Annotated in this window: 17 protein-coding genes; 12 read left to right on the top strand and 5 right to left on the bottom strand. The window is 45.3% G+C overall.

Translation table 11 applies throughout. From position 1 onward, the window contains the following. Position 1: 1 nt before the first annotated feature. Entirely contained in the window at positions 2-760 is a 759-nt protein-coding gene (locus tag ACLHG7_RS01570) for a tetratricopeptide repeat protein (RefSeq protein ID WP_410209321.1), read from the top strand. Positions 761-836: 76 nt separating this feature from the next. On the opposite strand, the gene gatB is transcribed toward ACLHG7_RS01570, so the two are convergent. The 3 genes from gatB to gatC form a co-directional block, all read right to left on the bottom strand. Further along, a complete protein-coding gene (gene gatB / locus ACLHG7_RS01565) occupies positions 837-2,312 on the bottom strand; it encodes an Asp-tRNA(Asn)/Glu-tRNA(Gln) amidotransferase subunit GatB (protein WP_410209320.1) in 1,476 nt (491 codons plus the stop codon). Beyond that, complete coding sequence (gene gatA / locus ACLHG7_RS01560; RefSeq protein ID WP_410209319.1) at positions 2,309-3,832, bottom strand: Asp-tRNA(Asn)/Glu-tRNA(Gln) amidotransferase subunit GatA; 1,524 nt, start codon at positions 3,830-3,832, stop codon at positions 2,309-2,311. Before gatA ends, gatB begins: the two co-directional genes overlap by 4 nt. A gap of 91 nt (positions 3,833-3,923) precedes the next feature. After that, on the bottom strand, positions 3,924-4,241 hold the full coding sequence (gene gatC, locus ACLHG7_RS01555) for an Asp-tRNA(Asn)/Glu-tRNA(Gln) amidotransferase subunit GatC (protein WP_410209318.1): 318 nt from the start codon (positions 4,239-4,241) through the stop codon (positions 3,924-3,926). A 315-nt stretch (positions 4,242-4,556) separates the two neighbouring features. Here gatC and ACLHG7_RS01550 point away from each other — a divergent pair, with 315 nt between their 5' ends. The 8 genes from ACLHG7_RS01550 to ACLHG7_RS01515 all read left to right on the top strand — a co-directional run bounded on the left by ACLHG7_RS01550 (position 4,557) and on the right by ACLHG7_RS01515 (position 12,664). After that, positions 4,557-5,600, top strand: coding sequence for a rod shape-determining protein (locus ACLHG7_RS01550; protein WP_228254941.1), 1,044 nt, complete (start codon positions 4,557-4,559; stop codon positions 5,598-5,600). Between the two features lie 124 nt (positions 5,601-5,724). Then, positions 5,725-6,636 (top strand): rod shape-determining protein MreC, encoded by a 912-nt coding sequence (gene mreC, locus ACLHG7_RS01545; RefSeq protein ID WP_410209317.1) that lies wholly within the window; start codon positions 5,725-5,727, stop codon positions 6,634-6,636. Further along, positions 6,623-7,135, top strand: a complete 513-nt coding sequence (mreD, locus tag ACLHG7_RS01540; RefSeq protein WP_410209316.1) for a rod shape-determining protein MreD — start codon at positions 6,623-6,625, stop codon at positions 7,133-7,135. Before mreC ends, mreD begins: the two co-directional genes overlap by 14 nt. After that, the gene (locus tag ACLHG7_RS01535; RefSeq protein ID WP_410209315.1) at positions 7,135-7,755 is read left to right on the top strand and encodes a Maf family protein; all 621 of its coding nucleotides are present in this window, start codon (positions 7,135-7,137) and stop codon (positions 7,753-7,755) included. Before mreD ends, ACLHG7_RS01535 begins: the two co-directional genes overlap by 1 nt. A gap of 57 nt (positions 7,756-7,812) precedes the next feature. After that, a complete protein-coding gene (gene rng / locus ACLHG7_RS01530) occupies positions 7,813-9,264 on the top strand; it encodes a ribonuclease G (protein ID WP_410209314.1) in 1,452 nt (483 codons plus the stop codon). Positions 9,265-9,453: 189 nt separating this feature from the next. Further along, positions 9,454-9,639: a PA1571 family protein gene (locus ACLHG7_RS01525; protein WP_114899196.1), complete on the top strand. Its 186-nt coding sequence runs from the start codon at positions 9,454-9,456 to the stop codon at positions 9,637-9,639. 222 nt (positions 9,640-9,861) lie between these two features. Next, positions 9,862-11,100 carry a gephyrin-like molybdotransferase Glp gene (glp, locus tag ACLHG7_RS01520; RefSeq protein ID WP_410209313.1) on the top strand — a complete coding sequence of 413 codons (1,239 nt, stop codon included), beginning with the start codon at positions 9,862-9,864 and terminating at the stop codon, positions 11,098-11,100. Positions 11,101-11,290: 190 nt separating this feature from the next. Further along, positions 11,291-12,664: a sialate O-acetylesterase gene (locus tag ACLHG7_RS01515; protein WP_410209312.1), complete on the top strand. Its 1,374-nt coding sequence runs from the start codon at positions 11,291-11,293 to the stop codon at positions 12,662-12,664. A gap of 168 nt (positions 12,665-12,832) precedes the next feature. On the opposite strand, the gene ACLHG7_RS01510 is transcribed toward ACLHG7_RS01515, so the two are convergent. Together ACLHG7_RS01510 and ACLHG7_RS01505 are read right to left on the bottom strand one after the other, a co-directional pair. Next, on the bottom strand, positions 12,833-13,108 hold the full coding sequence (locus ACLHG7_RS01510) for a type B 50S ribosomal protein L31 (protein ID WP_410209311.1): 276 nt from the start codon (positions 13,106-13,108) through the stop codon (positions 12,833-12,835). A 144-nt stretch (positions 13,109-13,252) separates the two neighbouring features. Beyond that, the gene (locus tag ACLHG7_RS01505; protein ID WP_114899192.1) at positions 13,253-14,629 is read right to left on the bottom strand and encodes a WS/DGAT/MGAT family O-acyltransferase; all 1,377 of its coding nucleotides are present in this window, start codon (positions 14,627-14,629) and stop codon (positions 13,253-13,255) included. 418 nt (positions 14,630-15,047) lie between these two features. Here ACLHG7_RS01505 and ACLHG7_RS01500 point away from each other — a divergent pair, with 418 nt between their 5' ends. From ACLHG7_RS01500 to clpB, 3 genes are all read left to right on the top strand, one after another. Beyond that, positions 15,048-15,746 (top strand): class I SAM-dependent methyltransferase, encoded by a 699-nt coding sequence (locus ACLHG7_RS01500; protein WP_410209310.1) that lies wholly within the window; start codon positions 15,048-15,050, stop codon positions 15,744-15,746. Between the two features lie 126 nt (positions 15,747-15,872). Further along, the gene (locus tag ACLHG7_RS01495; RefSeq protein ID WP_410209309.1) at positions 15,873-16,331 is read left to right on the top strand and encodes a hypothetical protein; all 459 of its coding nucleotides are present in this window, start codon (positions 15,873-15,875) and stop codon (positions 16,329-16,331) included. Positions 16,332-16,579: 248 nt separating this feature from the next. Next, entirely contained in the window at positions 16,580-19,162 is a 2,583-nt protein-coding gene (gene clpB / locus ACLHG7_RS01490) for an ATP-dependent chaperone ClpB (protein ID WP_410209308.1), read from the top strand. Positions 19,163-19,313 lie beyond the last annotated feature (151 nt).

Here is a 19,313-nt window from a genome sequence, read left to right as displayed (position 1 = left end):
GATGAGTCAAGCAATGCTTGGAAAAAAAAGTATCATTAGTTTTATGGTAGCCATGGCAATCATTGCCGTGGTTGTTGTTACTTGGCGATGGCACACTCCAGTTGCTCTGCTCTCGACCAACGATATTGTCGAGCTACAAGTCAGAGCGATTTCGGGACATGATACAGATGCTGCCAAACTCTTGTCTGCTGCCGCTGATGATGGTCAAGCCATGGCGCAGCGGGCTTGGGGCTTGACCCTCATTCAACATAATAAGGTTGAAGAGGGAGAGACTTGGTTACGCCGCGCATCTGCGCAAGGTGATAATGCGGCACGATTTGCTTTAGGTAAGTTGTACTTCCAAGGTCAGGTCGTCCCCAAGGACTACCAGCAAGCTTTGGCATGGTTCAAGCCTGCTGCGGAGGAAAGGGACGCATCTGCGGCTTATTATCTGGGTGTCATGTATAAGAATGGCTATGGGATCGCTATCGATCATGTTCAAGCGGCGAAGTGGTTTCAGGTCGGTGCTGATCAGAAGCAACCCGTGAGCCTATTCATGCTGGCCAATGCGTATCGGGATGGGGAAGGTGTGCCGCAAAGTAATCCTGATGCGGTACGTTTGTATGAGCAGGCTGCAGAGTTAGAGTTGCCTGAAGCCATTCAAACTCTCGCAATGGCGTATCGTAATGGTGAGATGGGCTTATCACGCGACAAAGGTGCTTATCTGGAACATGTCTATGAGATCGGACATTCCTTAAAGCATCCAGCTCTTCGACCTTAGCTTTTCTAGTTGTTTCGTATAATAAAAAGCCCGATTTAATCGGGCTTTTTATTTAGGCAGCTTTAGATCAGCAGGCTTAGTTCTTCAGCATTTCAAGCAATAGCGTGTTTACCTGACTCGGGTTTGCTTTGCCTTTTGAAGCTTTCATGATTTGGCCCACCAAACCATTGAAAGCTTTTTCTTTGCCTGCACGATACTCTTCCACCATTTTTTCATTGGCAGCCAGAACTTCTTTAATAATGGCTTCAATGGCGCCGGTATCAGTTTCCTGTTTCAAACCTTTGGCTGCGATGATGTCATCTGCTGATTGACCATTACCTTGCATCATGTCGATAAAGACTACTTTTGCAATCTTGCCACTGATGGTGTTATCGGCAATCCGCGCAACTAAACCACCCAACTGAGCTGGGGTCACAGGAGAGTCGGTGAGCTCTTTTTCTGCTTTATTGAGTGCACCCAATAAGTCACCCATAACCCAGTTAGCAACGATTTTCGCCTGACTGATGTTCCCGGAAGCCTTAACTGCGTCTTCATAGAAATCAGCGAGCTCTCGCGCGCCATTCAGGATGCGTGCATCATATTCGCTGAGTTGATATTCGGTGACGAAACGGGATTTACGGGCTTCAGGTAGCTCAGGTAGCTCGCTACGGATCTGTTCAATTTGCGCTTCACTGATGACGACAGGCAGCAAGTCTGGATCAGGGAAGTAGCGATAGTCGTTCGCTTCTTCTTTACTGCGCATTGCACGGGTTTCGTTTTTATTTGGATCATATAAACGAGTTTGTTGGATGACACGACCGCCGCCTTCAATCAAGTCGATCTGGCGATCAACTTCGGCTTCAATGGCGCGCTCAATAAAACGGAATGAGTTGATGTTTTTCAATTCACAGCGCGTACCGAATTCTGGTGCACCAAGCTTGCGGATCGAGACGTTACAGTCACAGCGGAAAGAACCTTCAGCCATGTTGCCATCACTGATCCCCAGCCAACGTACGAGCGCATGGATGGTTTTCACATAAGCAACGGCTTCTGCGCTTGAGCGCATGTCCGGTTCGCTGACGATTTCAAGCAGAGGCGTTCCCGCACGATTGAGGTCGATCCCAGTCATCCCTGCAAAATCTTCGTGCAATGATTTACCTGCATCTTCCTCTAAGTGAGCGCGGGTTACGCCAACACGTTTAACCGTGCCGTCATCAAGTACGATATCGACATGACCTTTGCCAACAATAGGGTCATCCATTTGGCTGATTTGATAGCCTTTAGGAAGGTCCGGGTAGAAATAGTTTTTACGTGCAAAAACCGATGCACGTCCAATCACGGCGTCTATACCCAGTCCAAAACGTACTGCTTTATTGACGACTTCACGGTTCAACACGGGTAGGGTACCTGGCAATGCCAGATCAATCAGACTCGCTTGAGTATTAGGCTCTGCACCGAATGCAGTGGGTGAGCCTGAGAAAATCTTACTTTGGGTGTTGAGTTGGCAATGAATCTCTAAACCAATCACGACTTCCCAGCCTTGAACGAGATTCTTGTTTAATGCTTGGCTCATACGCTTGCTCCTGTGTCGCTAGCAATTGGCGCACGTTGTTTATGCCAATCTGTACGTTGTTGGTATTGATGAATGATCGACAGCAATTTGCTTTCAGACCAGTAAGGTCCTATCAATTGTAGACCTACAGGTAGGGGAGCACAGTTTTCATGGCCGCTATAACTGGTGTCAAACCCAACTGGGGCACTAATGGCCGGCAGACCCGCCAGATTGACAGCGATGGTATAAATATCGCCTAAATACATGGCAACAGGGTCTTGCTTGGCACCGATGGCATACGCTGCGGTAGGGGCAGTGGGCCCTGCAATCACATCACATTGCTCAAAGGCTTTTAAGAAGTCGTTTTGAATCAAACGGCGAACTTTCTGGGCTTTGAGGTAGTAAGCATCATAGTAGCCTGCGGATAGCGCATAGGTCCCGACTAAAATACGGCGTTGCACTTCATCACCAAAACCTTCGGTACGTGAGCGGGTATAAAGATCCATCAAGTCTTTCGGGTTTTCACAGCGGTGTCCAAAACGAACGCCATCGTAACGCGATAGGTTACTGGATGCCTCTGCTGGTGCAATCAGATAATAAGCAGGAATAGCCGCGTCTGAAGTAGTCAGATCAATCCAGACAAGCGTCGCACCTAAATCTTCTAAGACGGCGAGTGCATCATGAACACGTGCTTTAACATCTGCATCCAAACCATCTTTGAGATACTGATGCGGTAAGCCGATGCGTAGACCTTGTAGCGGTTTGTCAGGGCTGGTAACAGCTGCGAGGGCGGCAACATAGTCTTCTGTCGGGTGATCAATGCTGGTGGAATCTTTAGCATCATGCCCTGCCATCACTTGGAGTAAATAGGCACAATCTTGCGCACTGCGGGCAATAGGTCCGCCCTGATCTAGGCTTGAGGCATACGCAATCATGCCAAATCGGGAGACACGACCATAGGTGGGCTTGAGTCCTGTGAGACCGCAGAATGCTGCAGGCTGGCGAATTGACCCCCCTGTGTCGGTTGCTGTTGCAAAAGGGGCGAGGTCGGCAGCAACGGCAGCTGCTGATCCACCTGAAGAGCCGCCCGGTACGCGATCCAGACCCCATGGATTGTGTGTGGCACCGTAAAAGGAGCTTTCATTACTAGAGCCCATCGCGAACTCATCCATATTGGTTTTGCCCAGCATGACGAGACCTGCTGCATTGGCTTGTGCCACTACGGTGGCGTTATAAGGGGAGATAAAATTATCCAGCATTTTTGAACCCGCAGAGGTTCTTACCCCTTCAGTGCAAAAAATATCTTTGTGAGCAATTGGAATTCCCGTTAACACGCCAGCATTGCCCTGTGCGCGTAATGCGTCCGCGCTCTTGGCATGCGCCAGTGCGGATTCGTGTGTTACGGTAATAAAGCTATTCAGCTGGGCATCCAAACGATCAATTCGCGCTAAAAAATGTTGGGTCAGCTCAAGTGAGGAAAATTGTTTGCTGGCGAGTCCTTGTGCAAGCTCGCGGATATCTAATCGATGTAATTCAGTCATAACCAATTCGTCTAATGCGTTTAATAAAAGCAGGAATAAGAGATTTCAGTGGAGAAGTTGGTTTAAGTCGCGTTCTCTTTGAAACATAAAATCAGTCGAGTACTTTAGGAACCAGATACAGTCCATCCTGCGTTGCAGGTGCAACACTTTGATAGACATCACGGCGATTAGGCTCCGTAGCTACATCGTCGCGTAGCGGTTGGGGGGTATCGAAAGGATTTTTAAGCGGTTCAATATTGGTCGTATCGACGGTTTGCAAATGATCCATCAGAGATAAGATATTATTCAGACTGGCGGCATAGCGCTGACATTCATCATCAGTGATTTGCAGATGAGCCAGTTTTGCAATTTTATTGATATCTGTTGCGCTGAGTGCGCTGGTCGTTGAAATGCTGCTTGAATCCGTCATACGATACTCTTGTTTACAAACCAATTAGGTGAACCATCATTTCCTTAAGATTTAAGAAAAATGATTGAAATAAAAATTATGCGATATTATGCGTGATCTACGCAGTATTTTGGGGGCTTTGCTGTTGTTTTTTGACAAAACTTCATCAAATTTATCAGTCTTTGTGGCATGACTCGCTCAGGTTGCTTTAAAAAAAACATAAAAAAAGATGATATTGTTAGACGTCATTCACAAGTCATGTCTTGTTCAAATGCCCAGTTTTAGTTACAGTTGCGACCTTGCTTGTTTGCCTCTATTTTTCTGGAAAGTCCTGTGATTCTGAAGCGTCTGTTTGGGTTGTTTTCAACCGATTTAGCCATTGACCTTGGCACTGCCAATACACTGATCTACGCGCCGGGCAAAGGTATTGTGCTCAACGAACCGACTGTTGTGGCGATTCGTCATAATGGTCATCATAAAACCGTTGCGGCCGTGGGTCTCGATGCCAAGCAAATGCTCGGTCGTACGCCTGCCAATATCTCTGCGATTCGTCCTCTTAAGGATGGTGTTATCGCTGACTTTGAAGTCACCGAAACCATGCTTCAGTTCTTTATCCATAAAGTACATGAAAAGCGTTTGATTCCGCCGACGCCACGTATTGTGGTTTGCGTTCCGTGTAAATCTACGCTGGTTGAGCGCCGTGCGATTCGTGAGGCAGTATTGCAAGCGGGTGCACGTGATGTACGCCTCATTGAAGAGCCAATGGCGGCTGCGATTGGCGCGGGGATGCCAGTAGAGCAAGCATTGGGTTCAATGGTAGTTGATATCGGTGGTGGTACCACAGAAATTGCAATTATTTCATTGTCTGGTTCGGTCTACTCTGACTCCTTGCGCGTGGGCGGTGATCTGTTTGATGAATGTATCGTCAACTATGTGCGCCGTGAACATGGCTGCATCATCGGTGAAACCACTGCAGAGCGCATCAAGCAACAGATTGGGATGGCATTTCCAGATGCCGATGGCGAGATTCGTGAAATCGAAGTCCGTGGACGTCATTTGGCTGAAGGGGTTCCTCGCTCATTTATCGTAAAATCTAATGAAGTGCTGGCGGCATTAACTGATCCATTGTCTTCAATCGTTAGTGCTGTAAAAACAGCCCTTGAGCAAACTCCTCCTGAATTGTCAGCTGACATTTCTGAGCGTGGTATTGTGTTGACAGGCGGCGGTGCATTATTGCGTAATTTAGATAAGTTATTGTCTCGTGAAACGGGCTTGCCTGTTGTGGTTGCTGAAGATCCACTGACGTGTGTTACACGTGGTGGCGGTAAGGTACTTGAGCACTTTGATAACCCGAACTACGACATGTTGTTTGTGGGTTAATTGGAAACAAAAAGAACATTTGATCGTTTTTATTGATCAAGGTAGGGCCTACTGAACGGTATGTTTACATGTTGAGTAGGCCATTCAATCGAATTTGATTTATAGCAAGTGAGGCCGTTCATCGTTGGAACAGAATATTTTTGCCCGCGATGCCCAGTCTTTCAGGCCTTTGGTATTGGCGACTGTTGCTGCAATTGTGCTCATGATTGCAGATTGGCAGCATCCTGAATGGTTTGACCCAGCCAGAAGATTGACGCGTGCTGCGCTTGATCCCCTCTATGTCTTTGCAAGTTACCCTGTGTTGTCTGGCGATTGGTTGAGTGAGCAAGCTCAATCAGAAGAAGTCTTGCGCCGTGAAAATGCGGCGCTTAAAGCAGAGCGTCTGCAAAATAATGTTCGCTTGCAAAAACTCGCTGAGCTTTCTGCAGAAAATACACGCTTGCGAGGCCTTCTTAATACCCCGTTGATTATTGATGGCCGGATGATTATCAGTGAAATCATTGGTACTGACCCCGATCCTTTGCGTCATATTCTCGTGATTAACCGCGGGGATGTTGATGGTGTCTTTATTGGGCAAATGGTCTTGGATGATAAAGGGGTCGTCGGGCAGGTTGTTGAGGTTCTAGCACATAGCGCACGGATCTTGCTGATTTCAGATAAAGAAAATGCTGTATCGGTGCGGATCGAGCGGACTGGCATGCGCGGAATATTGGCGGGTACTGGGGATAGTGGGCGCTTAAGTCTGCAATATGTGCCAAATACTGCTGATGTCCAAGTGGGTGATCGCTTGTTTACATCTGGTTTGGGAGAGCGTTTCCCCGCTGGCTATGCTGTGGGTGTCGTGTCGGCCATTCAGCATCATGGTAGTAGCGAGTTTGCGGATATTGCGATTAAGCCTTTGGCTCAGTTAGAGGGGGGACATCATGTGATCTTATTGTTCTCAGCACCGCTTGCAAAAGAACAGCCACATACGGAACCTGCTAAGCCTAAATCGACTAAACAGCAATCAAGTGGAACGCGTTATGTCGCGCAATAATCCCTCATCTTCGATCAAAGACAGTCGCTCGCTCAGCAAGCCTGATCCCATGCTGCCGATTCCAGTGAGTCTGTTGATTGGAACCATTCTGACTGTTTATCCCGTCCCTTATACTTGGCTTGCTTGGCGCCCTGAGCTGATGCTTATGCTCACATTATTTTGGGTAATGGTACAGCCGAAATGGTGTGGAATCTGGTTCGCTTTTTTTGTGGGGTTGTTGACTGATTTTATGCTAGACAGTCAATTGGGTCTGCATGCTTTTGTTTTTGTGGTGCTCAGCTTCTTGGCGAAGTTTTTTATGCGCAATAAGCGTATGCTGACTTTCTTGAATTTATGGATTATTTCGACGGTAGCAGTGCTTTCGAATCTGGTTCTTCTTTTTATTTTCCAGCGCATCAGTGGTAATGTATTATCCCTTTGGTTTTGGGGTCCTTTGCTACCGAGCATCATTATCTGGCCACTCATTTATACGTTTCTTAAACGCTGGCGGGGCGTCTAATGCCTCACTCGATACATGGCTCAGAGACTCGTATTGATCGTGGGTCACCGTTAATGGTTCTTGCTTCGACTTCGCCACGGCGTAAAGCTTTACTTGAACAAGTTGGACTTGTCTTTACGACAGCAGCCATTGATATTGATGAGTCAGTGCATACGGATGAGTCACCTGCGGATTATGTGATTCGTCTCGCACAACAAAAAGCACTAGCGGCTGTTCCTGATTTTTCACCGCAAACGCTGATCATTGCTGCCGATACAACGGTAACGATTGATGGGTTGATTCTCGCTAAGCCGACTGATCGGGATCATGCTTTCTCGATGTGGCAATTGCTTGTCGGGCGGACACATCAGGTTATGACCGGTGTAGCCGTTGCTTGTGGTGATGAGATTGTGACATGTAACGTAGTGACTGATGTTGATTTTATGATGTTAAGTACCCTGCAAATGCAAGAGTATTGGGATACGGGTGAACCCATGGGTAAAGCCGGGGGCTATGCCATCCAAGGTTATGGCGCGGCATTTATTCCACGCATTAGTGGCAGTTATAGTAATGTTGTGGGTTTACCTTTAGTGGAAACATTGGCACTCATCAGTCATTTTAAAAGACCTTTAGAAAGGTGATGTGGACTGTAAATCGCTGTTGTATTTTTTGTTGCGAAACGAAGGCATGAATAAGTTATGACCGAAGAGATTCTGATCAATGTGACTCCCATGGAGTGCCGCGTTGCGCTAATTGAAAATGGAAGTGCACAAGAGCTATTTGTCGAGCGGACAACTCGCCGTGATCTGGTCGGTAATATTTATAATGGTAAAGTCGTACGTGTTTTACCGGGCATGCAAGCAGCGTTTGTTGAAATTGGTTTGAGTCGTACGGCTTTTCTTCATGTCAATGATATGGTTTGGCCACGCAACCAGCCTGCGCCGAATATTTTTGAGCTTCTGCATGCCGGTCAGCAAGTGACGGTGCAAGTCATGAAAGATATGCTTGGAACGAAAGGGGCAAGGTTAACCACAGATTTATCCATTCCTTCGCGTTATTTAGTCCTCATGCCTTATGGTCAGCATATTGGTGTCAGTCAACGGATTGAGCAAAGCGAAGAGCGAGATCGCTTAAAACTGACGATTGAAGAAATTCAGCAAGCCAGTGAGCTTCCGGGCGGTATCATTGTACGCACTGCTGCTGAAGGAGTGAGTCATGCCGATATCGAGCGCGATATGCGCTATCTGGCGCAGCTCTGGAAACATGTTCAGGAGCGCCGGACCTCTGCAACGACCGCGTTGATCTACGAAGAGTTACCTTTGCCGGAAAGAATTCTGAGAGATTTGGCCAGTGAGGAAACGGCCAAGATCTATGTCGACTCGCGTGAAGCACACGTCAAAATCATGGAGTTTGCAAAAGAATTTGTTCCCGTGGTTGCTGAGCGCATTAGCCACTATCCGGGTGAACGGCCGCTATTTGATCTACATAATGTGGAAGAGGATCTGCAGCGAGCATTACAATCGCGCGTCGATTTGAAGTCAGGTGGCTATCTGATGATTGACCAGACTGAAGCCATGACGACCATTGATGTCAACACGGGTTCCTTTGTGAATGGTCGCAATCTCGAAGACATCGTATTTAAAACCAATCTCGAAGCGACACATGTGATCGCGCGTCAGTTACGGCTAAGAAACCTTGGCGGTATTATTATTATCGACTTCATCGACATGCAGGAAGAGGCGCATAAAGCCGATGTCCTTGCTGCACTCGAAAAAATGCTTGAACGTGATCACGCCAAGACAAAGATTACGCAAGTTTCTGAACTCGGCTTAGTGGAAATGACGCGGAAACGTACTCGTGAATCATTAGAACACTTGCTTTGTGAAATGTGCCCGACTTGCCAAGGACGCGGCTATGTGAAAACTGCAGACACTGTTTGTTATGAAATTTTCCGGGAAATTATGCGTTATGCCCGGGCTTACCAAGCACCCAGTGGCTATACTGTAGTTGCAAGTAACGCGATTATTGATAAATTATTATCGACTGAAGCGGCAGCGGTTGCTGATTTAGAGCACTTTATTGAACGTGTGATTAAATTTCAGGCAGAAAGTCTCTACACGCAAGAGCAGTATGATATTGTTTTAGTTTGATATTTTTATTAGATAAGTGGGCTGAAATGGAAAAGTGAGATAATTTAAGCAATTAGGAATTGTTCTCATCTATTATAGTCTGTTACAGGTTCGATGCGAAAACACGGTACACTTCGGTGAATCACTTCTATACTGACTTTGAAGCGGAAATACAGAGTTTGTTATTTCCATCAGTTTAGGAGATTCATCATGCAACAGTCAGTTCAAAGTAATTCGAACCACAGTGTCCAAGTGGGCGTGACTCATATGCAAGCCGCTTATGGTGTATGCCATTTGGTCGATGAACAAGGCCGTGAAATCAAAATCACCGAAGCGATGATTTTAGATGCTTTTGCGTCATTGAAAAAGCGTTGCTGCAATCAAGCCGCTGCATAAGTAATCAATACGACTGATATAGATCAAGATTTGCTTTTCTTTGCGGGTCACGCAAAAGGATAGAAAAGTTAAAGATGTGAATGTATCCAGTGTATTTGTACTCAGAATTAATTTAATCAGACAGGTATAGCCTGTCTTTTTTTATGCCTGTATCAAAATGGCAGATGAAGTGAAACAAACCTCGCTATAATTCAGTCACACTTAAAATAATGCTTTTTTAATATGTCTTATTCCCCACAAAATCTATTGCCTGTTGATGACCTGATTGCTCAGCTTTTGTCGAGTGCGGAGCTTTCTATACCGAATAGTGAGAACTGTCTATTAGATGCCGCTTTAGGGCGTGTTTTATCTGAGTCGATTATTTCTGAAATGGATGTTCCTCCATTTGATAATAGTGCCATGGATGGTTATGCACTGGCTTGGCATCCTCAGCTACAAGACCGGATTCTTACGGTGAGTCATACCACTTATGCAGGTCAGGCCTCTGCTGAAATAATTCCTGATAGTGCCGTACGAATATTAACGGGAGCGTCAATTCCGCATGGTGCGGATACGGTGATCATGCAGGAGAACGTTACGCGTTCTGTGAATGATGACGTCGTTACGATTCAAATTAATCAACAACCTGTTCAAGGCGAGAATATACGTCGGGCGGGTCAGGATGTTGCGAAGGGGCAACTGGTTTTTTCTGTAGGGACTCGTCTAGGTGCTGCAGAAATTGGCTTGCTGGCAAGCCTCGGTGTAGCGACTGTTAATGTGTATCAGCGACTTAAAGTGAGTGTGATTGCAACAGGTGATGAACTGATCGAAGTTGGTCAGCTTCTTCTAGAAGGACAGATTTATAACAGTAATGCCCCGATGCTGGCTGCATTGCTCAAATCTTTAAACGTTAAACTGATGCGGGTTGAACATGTGCCGGATCAGCCTGACCGGCTCCAAGAGATATTAAGCCTTGCGGCGACGGATAGTGATCTTATTCTGACTACAGGTGGTGCGTCTGTTGGCGATGCAGATCATTTAAAACCAGTACTGACTCAAATTGGTCGTATTGAGAATTGGAAGATCGCCATCAAACCCGGTAAACCATTGGTATGGGGCGAAGTGGATACGGGACTTCGGAGCGTTTCTTTGGTCGGTTTACCGGGAAATCCCCAGTCAGTTTGGGTTACTTTTTTGATCGTTGTTTTGCCATATTTAAAGGCTTTACAGGGGCAGCGTATTCGATTAGTGCCGCAAAGCGTGAAAGTGCCAGCGGGTTTTGCACGTCAAAAGAGCCAAGGGCGGCGTGAGTATCTTCGGGTGCGTTTGATTGATGGTCAATTGATACCCCATGGAATGCAGAGTAGTGGCGCGTTGATGTCTGCAAGTTGGGCTGATGGTTTTGCTGTTATTGAGGTCGGTCAGACATTTGATGTAGGCGATTGCATTGAGTATTTGCCAATGAGTGGTGTTTTCGGGTGATTTGAGGGGATTTTCTTGTCTTCATCTGGTAATACGCTGATCAGGATGCATACAAAAGGGATATTTGATCAGTAAGCGAGCGGTGCTAGGCTCTATCGATAATCGTTTGGCAGATAGAGTATTGGAGCTTAAGCAGTCGATAAAGTGCTTATCTTTACTGTCAATCTTTTGCTGATATGGAGTATGACTCATGGCAGCTAGCCGCAAGACGCCCACTTATGATCTATCTCCACTTATATCCTTATATGGGGAACCGACACGCGTTTCGATCAGTACAGACAATGTGATCTATGGTATCGGTGTTAATGGCCAATCGAATGCCTATGGTTCCAGTAATGGGCATTTGGAAACTCAGCCGGCAGGTTATCCTGAGTGGTTATTGGCGCATGATCCCATATTGGCTTCAAAACCGATCTATCCTTTGAGTGCACTGATGCTGGATGGCGTGAACCCTCGTCAGTTTGGTGCAATCCTTACAAAATTTATTCCCCTTCAAGAATCACGTACGGATATCGGCGGAGAGACACTGTGCGCAAGTCTCGTTAATCATCTTCTGCAGAAAATGAGTCAGGCTACGAATTGTCTGCCTACATTTGTTGCATTTGTTTGTGCGCAAGGTTCAGCACGGTATATCGATCTGAAGCGTGGTTCACGTTGGTATGCCGATACGCTGATTGCGATTCAAAGCGCTTTTGATATTGCGCAATCTGAAGGTAAGCCATATATACAATTGGCGATGCTCTGGATCCAAGGTGAAAGTGATAATGCTAGTACACTTAATCTGAGTGTCAATACACGTAAGGCGATGCTTAAGCAACGTGAGCGTGATATGACAGCGGATATCAAGGCAATCACAGGCCAGACTCAGGATATTATTTTTTTTGAGGTACAAATAGCAGGTTCGGTGAATAGTCGTGTCGAGCCAGACGGTGCATTTAATCAAAACGTCAAGCAGACTTCCGTCGAGATGGATGGGGATGGTAATAATCGCTTGATCGGACCTTTTTATCAGATGCCGACTAGCGGCAATGGCTTAAATCAGATTCATATGGATAATAAAGGGCAAAATGAATTGGGGCAGCGCTGTGCTCAAGCGATTTTGGCAGAGTGTTTTGGTTCTGGTTGGCGGGCATTTAAGCCCATTACGGACTCTTTACGTTGGGTCAGTAAGAAGCAATTTATTTTAGAATTTGATGTTCCGATCTTACCGATTGTGATTGATACATCATCAACTCAGGTTTCGACGATTGGTTTGGGCGGGGGCTTAGGCTTTTGGTTCGATGATTATTCAGATTTTTCTCCAAGAATTTCCTCTATATCAGTGGCCAGTGATCACAGTTTGCAATTTAATCTTTCTGCTGTGCCATTGGGTAAGTCAGTGCGGTTGTCCTATGCGATGCGCGCAACAATCCTACCACCGAAAGGGTATAGCGGACCTTATGGACCATTGTGTGGTCCTCGAGGATGTATTCGAGACAGTACGCAGGATGTGAATTTGTATACGGGACAAAAATCCTATAATTGGCTGAATGCCTTTTATATGTATTTCAATTATGCGTATTGAGATGAAATAGAGGGGCAGCGATAGGATATTCGAGATTAGAATGTAGAGTAATTGTTTGGGCTGGAGAATTGAGGTTTTCCGTCAGATATAAAAAAACCGGACACTTTCTTCAAGTAGTCCGGTTTTTATGCGCTTTTTATGATTTATGCTGCAATGCAGCATAAATCATTATTCAGCTGCGCCTTCAGCGCCTTTCTTCGCAAAACGACCAAAGCGTTTGTTGAAGCTAGCAACACGGCCTTCAGTCTTCATCTGACGAGTTTCGCCAGTGTAGAATGGGTGCGATGCACTGGAAATATCCAAAGAAACATATGGATAGGTTTCGCCATCGGTATGTGTATGGGTTTTTACAGTCTTGACGGTTGAACCGATCAAAAAGAATTTGTCAGCAGTTGTATCGTGAAACAGTACCGGACGGTAGTCTGGATGAATATCAGCTCTCATTAGGGGATTCCTGGCAGTTGTAGCTTGGCGCGCATTCTACCAAAAAAATACGACAAATGTTGGAGTTTTTACAACATTTTATTAATTTCCTAACACAAGGTCACGCGTGATGACCTTGTGTTATTTTATTTAAAAATCAGAATATTACTCATCTAAGGAAATGTCTGATGTGAGCCGTTCCAAAATTACGATCTCATATTCCAGTAATCCCAACAGACTTTGGATGCTTGGCAGTGTCTTACGGCACGCAATAATGCCAACTTCTAGCTTATCGCGATAGCTGGTCAAGGTGATATTGGTCGCCTGACCATCCATGACAATGGATACCGGATAGAGCGCATCCAGCATGGCACCATTCCAGTATAAAGTCTCTTTAGGGCCCGGTACGTTTGAGATCACGATATTGAAAGATTGCAGTTTTGGTGCAGCACCCGTCACCAGATTTAGCCCGGCCATGGAAAATACGATACCGGTATAATTCAGCAGTTCACCACTCGTCATTCGTTTCATACGCTGTTTGGCATTATTGATACTGGCGCGTATCACATTTAGTCGTTCAAGTGGGTCATTCAGGTGCGTAGCGAGATTGGCCAGAATAATGGCAATCGCATTGCCGCTGTCATCATTTTCTTGACGGATTGAAACAGGAACCATCGCAATTAACGGCTTAGCTGGCAGGGCATTTTGATTGCTGAGGTAAGCACGCATCGCTCCTGAACAGATTGCCAGTATGATGTCGTTAATCGTGACGCTTTCACCCAGAAACTTGGTGAGTTTTTTTGCGATATCGCGCAGGCGCTGTAAATCATAAGATTGAGCAGCAAAACGGCGTGATGCAGATACAGGCTGATTCAGAATGCTACGCGGTGCTTGAAAAACCGATACGTAGTTTGGGTCGCTGCGCTGAGTAATTGCTGTATACACTTCACGGGTGACATTGGGTGCAATTTGAATTTGTTTGGCAATCGTATTCAGAAATTGCGTGGTTTTACTCAAAGTAATCCCGACTTTCTTGTGCCGTGTATCTTTGACTGCCCAAGGGGGCACAATATCTTCGGTGACAGGGAAGGGGGAGAGTGCACGCTGAATCAGCTTCATACCGCCGACACCATCAGTGAGTGCATGATGGATTTTGAAATACATGGCAAAGCGGTTGTCTTCAATCCCTTCAATCACATGGCATTCCCAAAGTGGTTTCGCGCGGTCAAGCAATGCGGAATGTTCTTGAGAAACGTAAGTCAAGAGTTCGCGAATACGTCCTGGTTGCGGTAATGCAATATGTCTAAAATGTTGATCAATATCGAAGTCATCATCCTTGTCCCAAAAATATCCATTCAGGACTTGGTTAAAAGGTTGGACTGGTTTTTCTGTCGATGCTCGAATGGATTGTACAAATTGCCAAACAAAATCTGAAGGTGCATGCTCAGGTAGTTTGAATAAAAATAAGCCACCCACATGCATGGGTTGTTTGCGGCTTTCTAGTGTTAAAAAAAGTAAATCAATTGGGCCTAGCGCACGCATATGTAACCCCTTCTCCTTGTTAGGAATGCAGCAATTAATGCTGATTCATCGTTAATTGTAATTAGTTTGATTAATATAGCATGAAGAGTGCCAAGTTAGGATGACAGGATTTGAACGACTGAATTTAATTTATGGTGTTAGTGATGATAAGTTTTCATTTATTCATTATTAAAATTCATTAAGTTAGCGTATTTGATTTTTTAATTATATTTCTAAGGACAATGCCGTAGGTCATGGTCTCTGGTTTTGACAACAATTCAAACATGGCTGCTGGGGATACAATCCTGTAGTCTTAGGACTCTTCTGTGGATGTGTTCATTTTTGCGGGCGTGATTGTTATGCAGCCACATCGCATCCACATTGCCCCTTCCGATGTGCTCATGATTCATAAATTTTTTTATAAATCATTGAGCATATTATGCATTTATCACCAGTACCCCTCCTAACACCTCCCGTTGAAGTCAAAATTAGCACCATAATCGTCGGTAATCACTCTTTTACCCTTAGATCACTCAAAGATAAACAGCAATTTTCAGACCCTGAAGGCGTGGCTGAGCGTGCAGGCATATCTTCATCCACATGGCCCCTGTTTGGGAGCTTGTGGCCTTCTGGGGTGATACTCGCTGAATTAATCAGTATTCATGAACTCGATGGATTACGTATTTTGGAATTGGGCTGTGGTTTGGGGCTTGCCAGTTTAGTCGCCCATCAGCGCGGCGCAGACATTACGGCCAGTGATTATCATCCCATTGCACAAGATTTTTTTGCGATTAATGTGATGCTTAATCATCTGGAGCCGATGCCCTTTACTCTGTGTGACTGGGAAAAGCTGCAGCCTGAGTTGGGTTTATTTGATTTGATTATTGGTAGTGATCTGCTCTATGAGCCGAATCATCCGGCATTATTGTCTGCATTTATTGACCGCCATTCCAAGCCGATTGTTGAGGTGATCATTATTGATCCTAATCGCCGTCAGCAGCGTGAGTTTACGCGCGCGATGGAAGGGTTTAGTTATGTTTATAGCATGGCAAAAGCATCCATTGAGCAAACCGATAGACTGCTGTTTAAAGGCAAGATCATGACGTATCGACGCGGTGGATTATTGAGTAAAGTGTGAATTGGTTTGCATTTGATACAAAAGTCAATAGTTGGTATGTGAATTGCTTGTTGTTTCCCGTGATATAAATTTTTTGTTTGGGTAACGCACTGTTTATCCATCATAAACAAAATTTGGGGGGTATTGATGTTAAATCGTGATCAATTGCAAGAACTAGGACGATTCAAGTTGTTGATGCGCAAAATGCACAATCAATCAGTACAAATAGAACGTTTTCTTACTGATTTTGAATATCAATCGGCAATGCTGGATATTGCCGAAGAGTTTGATGACACGGATTTAGAGAATGATGAGTTGATCATGCTGTCTCTCACTTTGCGGTCTCGGTTTGGTCGTTTAGGGCATGGCGATGAGGCCTATGCATCCATCGTTCCAGTACTACATCATCCTACTTCGGATCATGCCCACCCTAGCCAGCCCGCACCTGAGCCAGCCGCTGCGTCGACGAATTCAGTGTCATTGTTACGCTCTATAGGTAATTCGGTCGCTTCTGCGATGACTGCAAAAGAGTCCGAGCCAAGTCAAGCAGTGACAGCAACCGAGCAAGAGGGTGATAAAAAACGTTATGTCATGAGTCTGCGTTGAACCAACTAGTCTTTTTTTGATATTGGATGAGTTTAAGTTTTATTTATATGTGAAATCATTATCTTACTTTCGTAATCCAAAGTCTGTATTCGAGCCGCAATGGCTCTTTTTTTTGTATAAATTTTAGTTTTTTTATATTCAGGTGCTTGAAAAAAGCACTATTACTACGCATTTATAGATTATCTCAAATCATAAAAGAGTGCGGTTGTCCAATTGTGGCACCGCTTCACAGCTGATGAGGAAATTATATGCGTTTTGAAAAGTTTACAGATCGGTTACAACAAGCGTTATCCAATGCTCAGTCCCTTGCAGCAGGTCTTGATCATACAGGGATTGAAGCAATACATATTTTAGCGAGCCTGCTGGATGAGCCAGCAAATGTCAGTCTGCTGACCCAAGCGGGTGCCAATATGCAAACGCTGCAAAGCCGTTTGCGTCAAGCTATTGCCGATGCACCAAAATTGGCAACACCAAATGGCGATATTAACTTGACCCCACAAGCGGTCAGAATCTTGAATCTTGCGGATAGCTTTGCCCAAAAAGCTGGTGATGACTATATTGCTAGCGAGTGGGCATTACTTGCCTTGGCTGAACAGGGCGAGACCAAGAAAATCATTGAGGCTGCTGGTAGTGATGCCAAGCGTTTACGTGCGGTGATTGAGCAAGTTCGAGGGGATAGTAAAGTGAATAGTAATAATGCTGAAGATCAACGCGAGGCGCTCTCAAAGTATACGATTGATCTGACTGAGCGCGCTTTAGCAGGGAAACTTGATCCAGTGATTGGTCGTGATGATGAAATTCGACGCACCATTCAAGTGCTTGCACGCCGCACCAAAAATAACCCTGTACTCATTGGTGAGCCTGGCGTGGGTAAAACTGCAATTGTGGAAGGTCTTGCCCAACGTATTGTTAATGGTGAAGTACCGGAAGGATTGAAAAATAAGAAGGTGTTGTCTCTAGACCTTGGTGCCTTGATTGCTGGCGCAAAATTCCGTGGTGAATTTGAAGAGCGTTTAAAGTCGGTTCTAAACGATTTGGCCAAACAAGAAGGGCAGGTCATCTTGTTTATTGATGAACTGCATACTTTGGTTGGTGCAGGTAAAGCCGATGGTGCGATGGATGCGGGCAATATGCTCAAACCCGCACTGGCGCGTGGTGAGTTGCATTGCGTTGGTGCCACAACCTTGGATGAATATCGTCAATATATTGAAAAAGATGCTGCGCTTGAGCGTCGTTTCCAAAAAGTGATTGTTGATGAGCCATCCGTTGCCGATACGATCGCTATTTTACGTGGCTTAAAGGAACGTTATGAGTTGCATCATAAAGTCGAAATTCAAGATTCGGCGATTATTGCGGCTGCACGGATGTCACATCGATATATCACGGATCGCAACTTGCCGGACAAAGCGATTGATCTGATCGATGAGGCAGCGAGTCGTCTACGCATGGAGATGGATAGTAAGCCTGAGGTCATGGATAAGCTTGAGCGACGTTTGATTCAGTTAAAGATGGAGCGTGAAGTCCTCAAAAATGATGAGGATGCACGTAGTCAATTACGCTTGATTGATACTCAGATTGAGCAGCTGGAGAAAGAGTATGCAGATTTAAATGAAGTTTGGCTTGCAGAGAAAGCGATCGATAAAGGTGGCAAACAAATTATCGAAGATCTCGAAAATGCACGTATTGCTTTTGCTAAGGCAGAGCGGGAAGGCAATTATGCTGAGATGGCTCGTCTGCAGCATGGTGTGATTCCTGAGTTGAATAAACAGTTAGCACAGGGTCAAAAAGATGAAGATGCAGAAAAGCCAACCTTGCTGCGTAATAAAGTGACGGATCAGGAGATTGCCGAAGTCGTTAGTGCGGCTACGGGTATTCCTGTCAGTAAAATGATTCAGGGCGAACGTGAAAAGCTCTTGCATATGGAAACTGAGCTGCATAAGCGAGTCGTTGGACAGAACGAGGCTGTTGTTGCGGTCTCTAATGCGGTGCGCCGTTCACGTGCAGGTTTGTCTGATCCGAATCGCCCAAGTGGCTCGTTCCTCTTTTTGGGAGCGACGGGTGTGGGTAAGACCGAACTCAGCAAGGCCTTGGCGAATTTCTTGTTTGACAGTGATGATGCCATGATTCGAATCGATATGAGCGAATTTATGGAGAAGCATTCTGTTAGTCGTTTGGTTGGCGCTCCTCCAGGATATGTCGGTTATGAAGAGGGAGGTACGCTCACCGAAGCGGTGCGTCGTAAGCCTTATAGCGTCGTGTTGCTTGACGAAGTAGAGAAGGCTCATCCCGATGTCTTCAATATCTTATTGCAGGTTCTGGATGATGGACGTTTGACGGACTCACAAGGGCGTACTGTAGACTTCAAAAATACAGTGATTATCATGACCAGTAATTTAGGTTCGGCTGCAATACGTGAGTTGGGAGAAGATGCTCCTGCCGATGAAGTCAAAGCGGTCGTTATGGAAGCGGTCGGGGAACATTTCCGCCCAGAGTTTATCAACCGGATTGATGAAGTAGTGGTATTCCATCAATTGGGTCAAAGCCAGATCAGAGGTATTGCGGATATTCAACTGGATCGTTTACGTCAGCGTTTGGCGGATCGTGAGATTGATTTAGTGCTTGATGATTCTGCATTTGATCAATTAGTTAAAGTAGGTTATGACCCTGTGTTTGGTGCTCGTCCATTGAAACGAGCAATTCAAGCGGAGATTGAAAATCCACTGGCTTCGCGTATTTTATCGGGTGAGTTTGGTGCAGGTGATACCATTACTGTCAGTGCTAATCCTGATCAGACTGATTCATTAAAGTTTGAACGTGCTCGATTCCATTAATGAACTAAATGGTTAACTATTTGGTTTGTTAAGTGATTAGAAGCAAATGAAAAGACGAAGTGATCTTCGTCTTTTTTTATTTTTAGAATACGCTACATTAATAATGGTCTCTTCGGTTGCGTGTTTGTATAATATTTGATAGATTCATCAA

The organism is Aquirhabdus sp., from assembly GCF_046462495.1.
Lineage (GTDB): Bacteria > Pseudomonadota > Gammaproteobacteria > Pseudomonadales > Moraxellaceae > Aquirhabdus.
This window is presented reverse-complemented; position numbering and strand designations above follow the sequence as displayed.

Bases quoted from the DNA above. Each gene is read 5' to 3' on its own strand.
- gatA (WP_410209319.1), bottom strand. From the start codon at position 3,832: ATGACTGAATTACATCGATTAGATATCCGCGAGCTTGCACAAGGACTC.
- clpB (WP_410209308.1), top strand. From the start codon at position 16,580: ATGCGTTTTGAAAAGTTTACAGATCGGTTACAACAAGCGTTATCCAAT.
- glp (WP_410209313.1), top strand. From the start codon at position 9,862: ATGTCTTATTCCCCACAAAATCTATTGCCTGTTGATGACCTGATTGCT.
- ACLHG7_RS01500 (WP_410209310.1), top strand. From the start codon at position 15,048: ATGCATTTATCACCAGTACCCCTCCTAACACCTCCCGTTGAAGTCAAA.
- gatC (WP_410209318.1), bottom strand. From the start codon at position 4,241: ATGACGGATTCAAGCAGCATTTCAACGACCAGCGCACTCAGCGCAACA.
- gatB (WP_410209320.1), bottom strand. From the start codon at position 2,312: ATGAGCCAAGCATTAAACAAGAATCTCGTTCAAGGCTGGGAAGTCGTG.
- ACLHG7_RS01535 (WP_410209315.1), top strand. From the start codon at position 7,135: ATGCCTCACTCGATACATGGCTCAGAGACTCGTATTGATCGTGGGTCA.
- ACLHG7_RS01510 (WP_410209311.1), bottom strand. From the start codon at position 13,108: ATGAGAGCTGATATTCATCCAGACTACCGTCCGGTACTGTTTCACGAT.
- ACLHG7_RS01570 (WP_410209321.1), top strand. From the start codon at position 2: ATGAGTCAAGCAATGCTTGGAAAAAAAAGTATCATTAGTTTTATGGTA.
- ACLHG7_RS01525 (WP_114899196.1), top strand. From the start codon at position 9,454: ATGCAACAGTCAGTTCAAAGTAATTCGAACCACAGTGTCCAAGTGGGC.
- mreD (WP_410209316.1), top strand. From the start codon at position 6,623: ATGTCGCGCAATAATCCCTCATCTTCGATCAAAGACAGTCGCTCGCTC.
- ACLHG7_RS01505 (WP_114899192.1), bottom strand. From the start codon at position 14,629: ATGCGTGCGCTAGGCCCAATTGATTTACTTTTTTTAACACTAGAAAGC.
- ACLHG7_RS01495 (WP_410209309.1), top strand. From the start codon at position 15,873: ATGTTAAATCGTGATCAATTGCAAGAACTAGGACGATTCAAGTTGTTG.
- rng (WP_410209314.1), top strand. From the start codon at position 7,813: ATGACCGAAGAGATTCTGATCAATGTGACTCCCATGGAGTGCCGCGTT.
- ACLHG7_RS01515 (WP_410209312.1), top strand. From the start codon at position 11,291: ATGGCAGCTAGCCGCAAGACGCCCACTTATGATCTATCTCCACTTATA.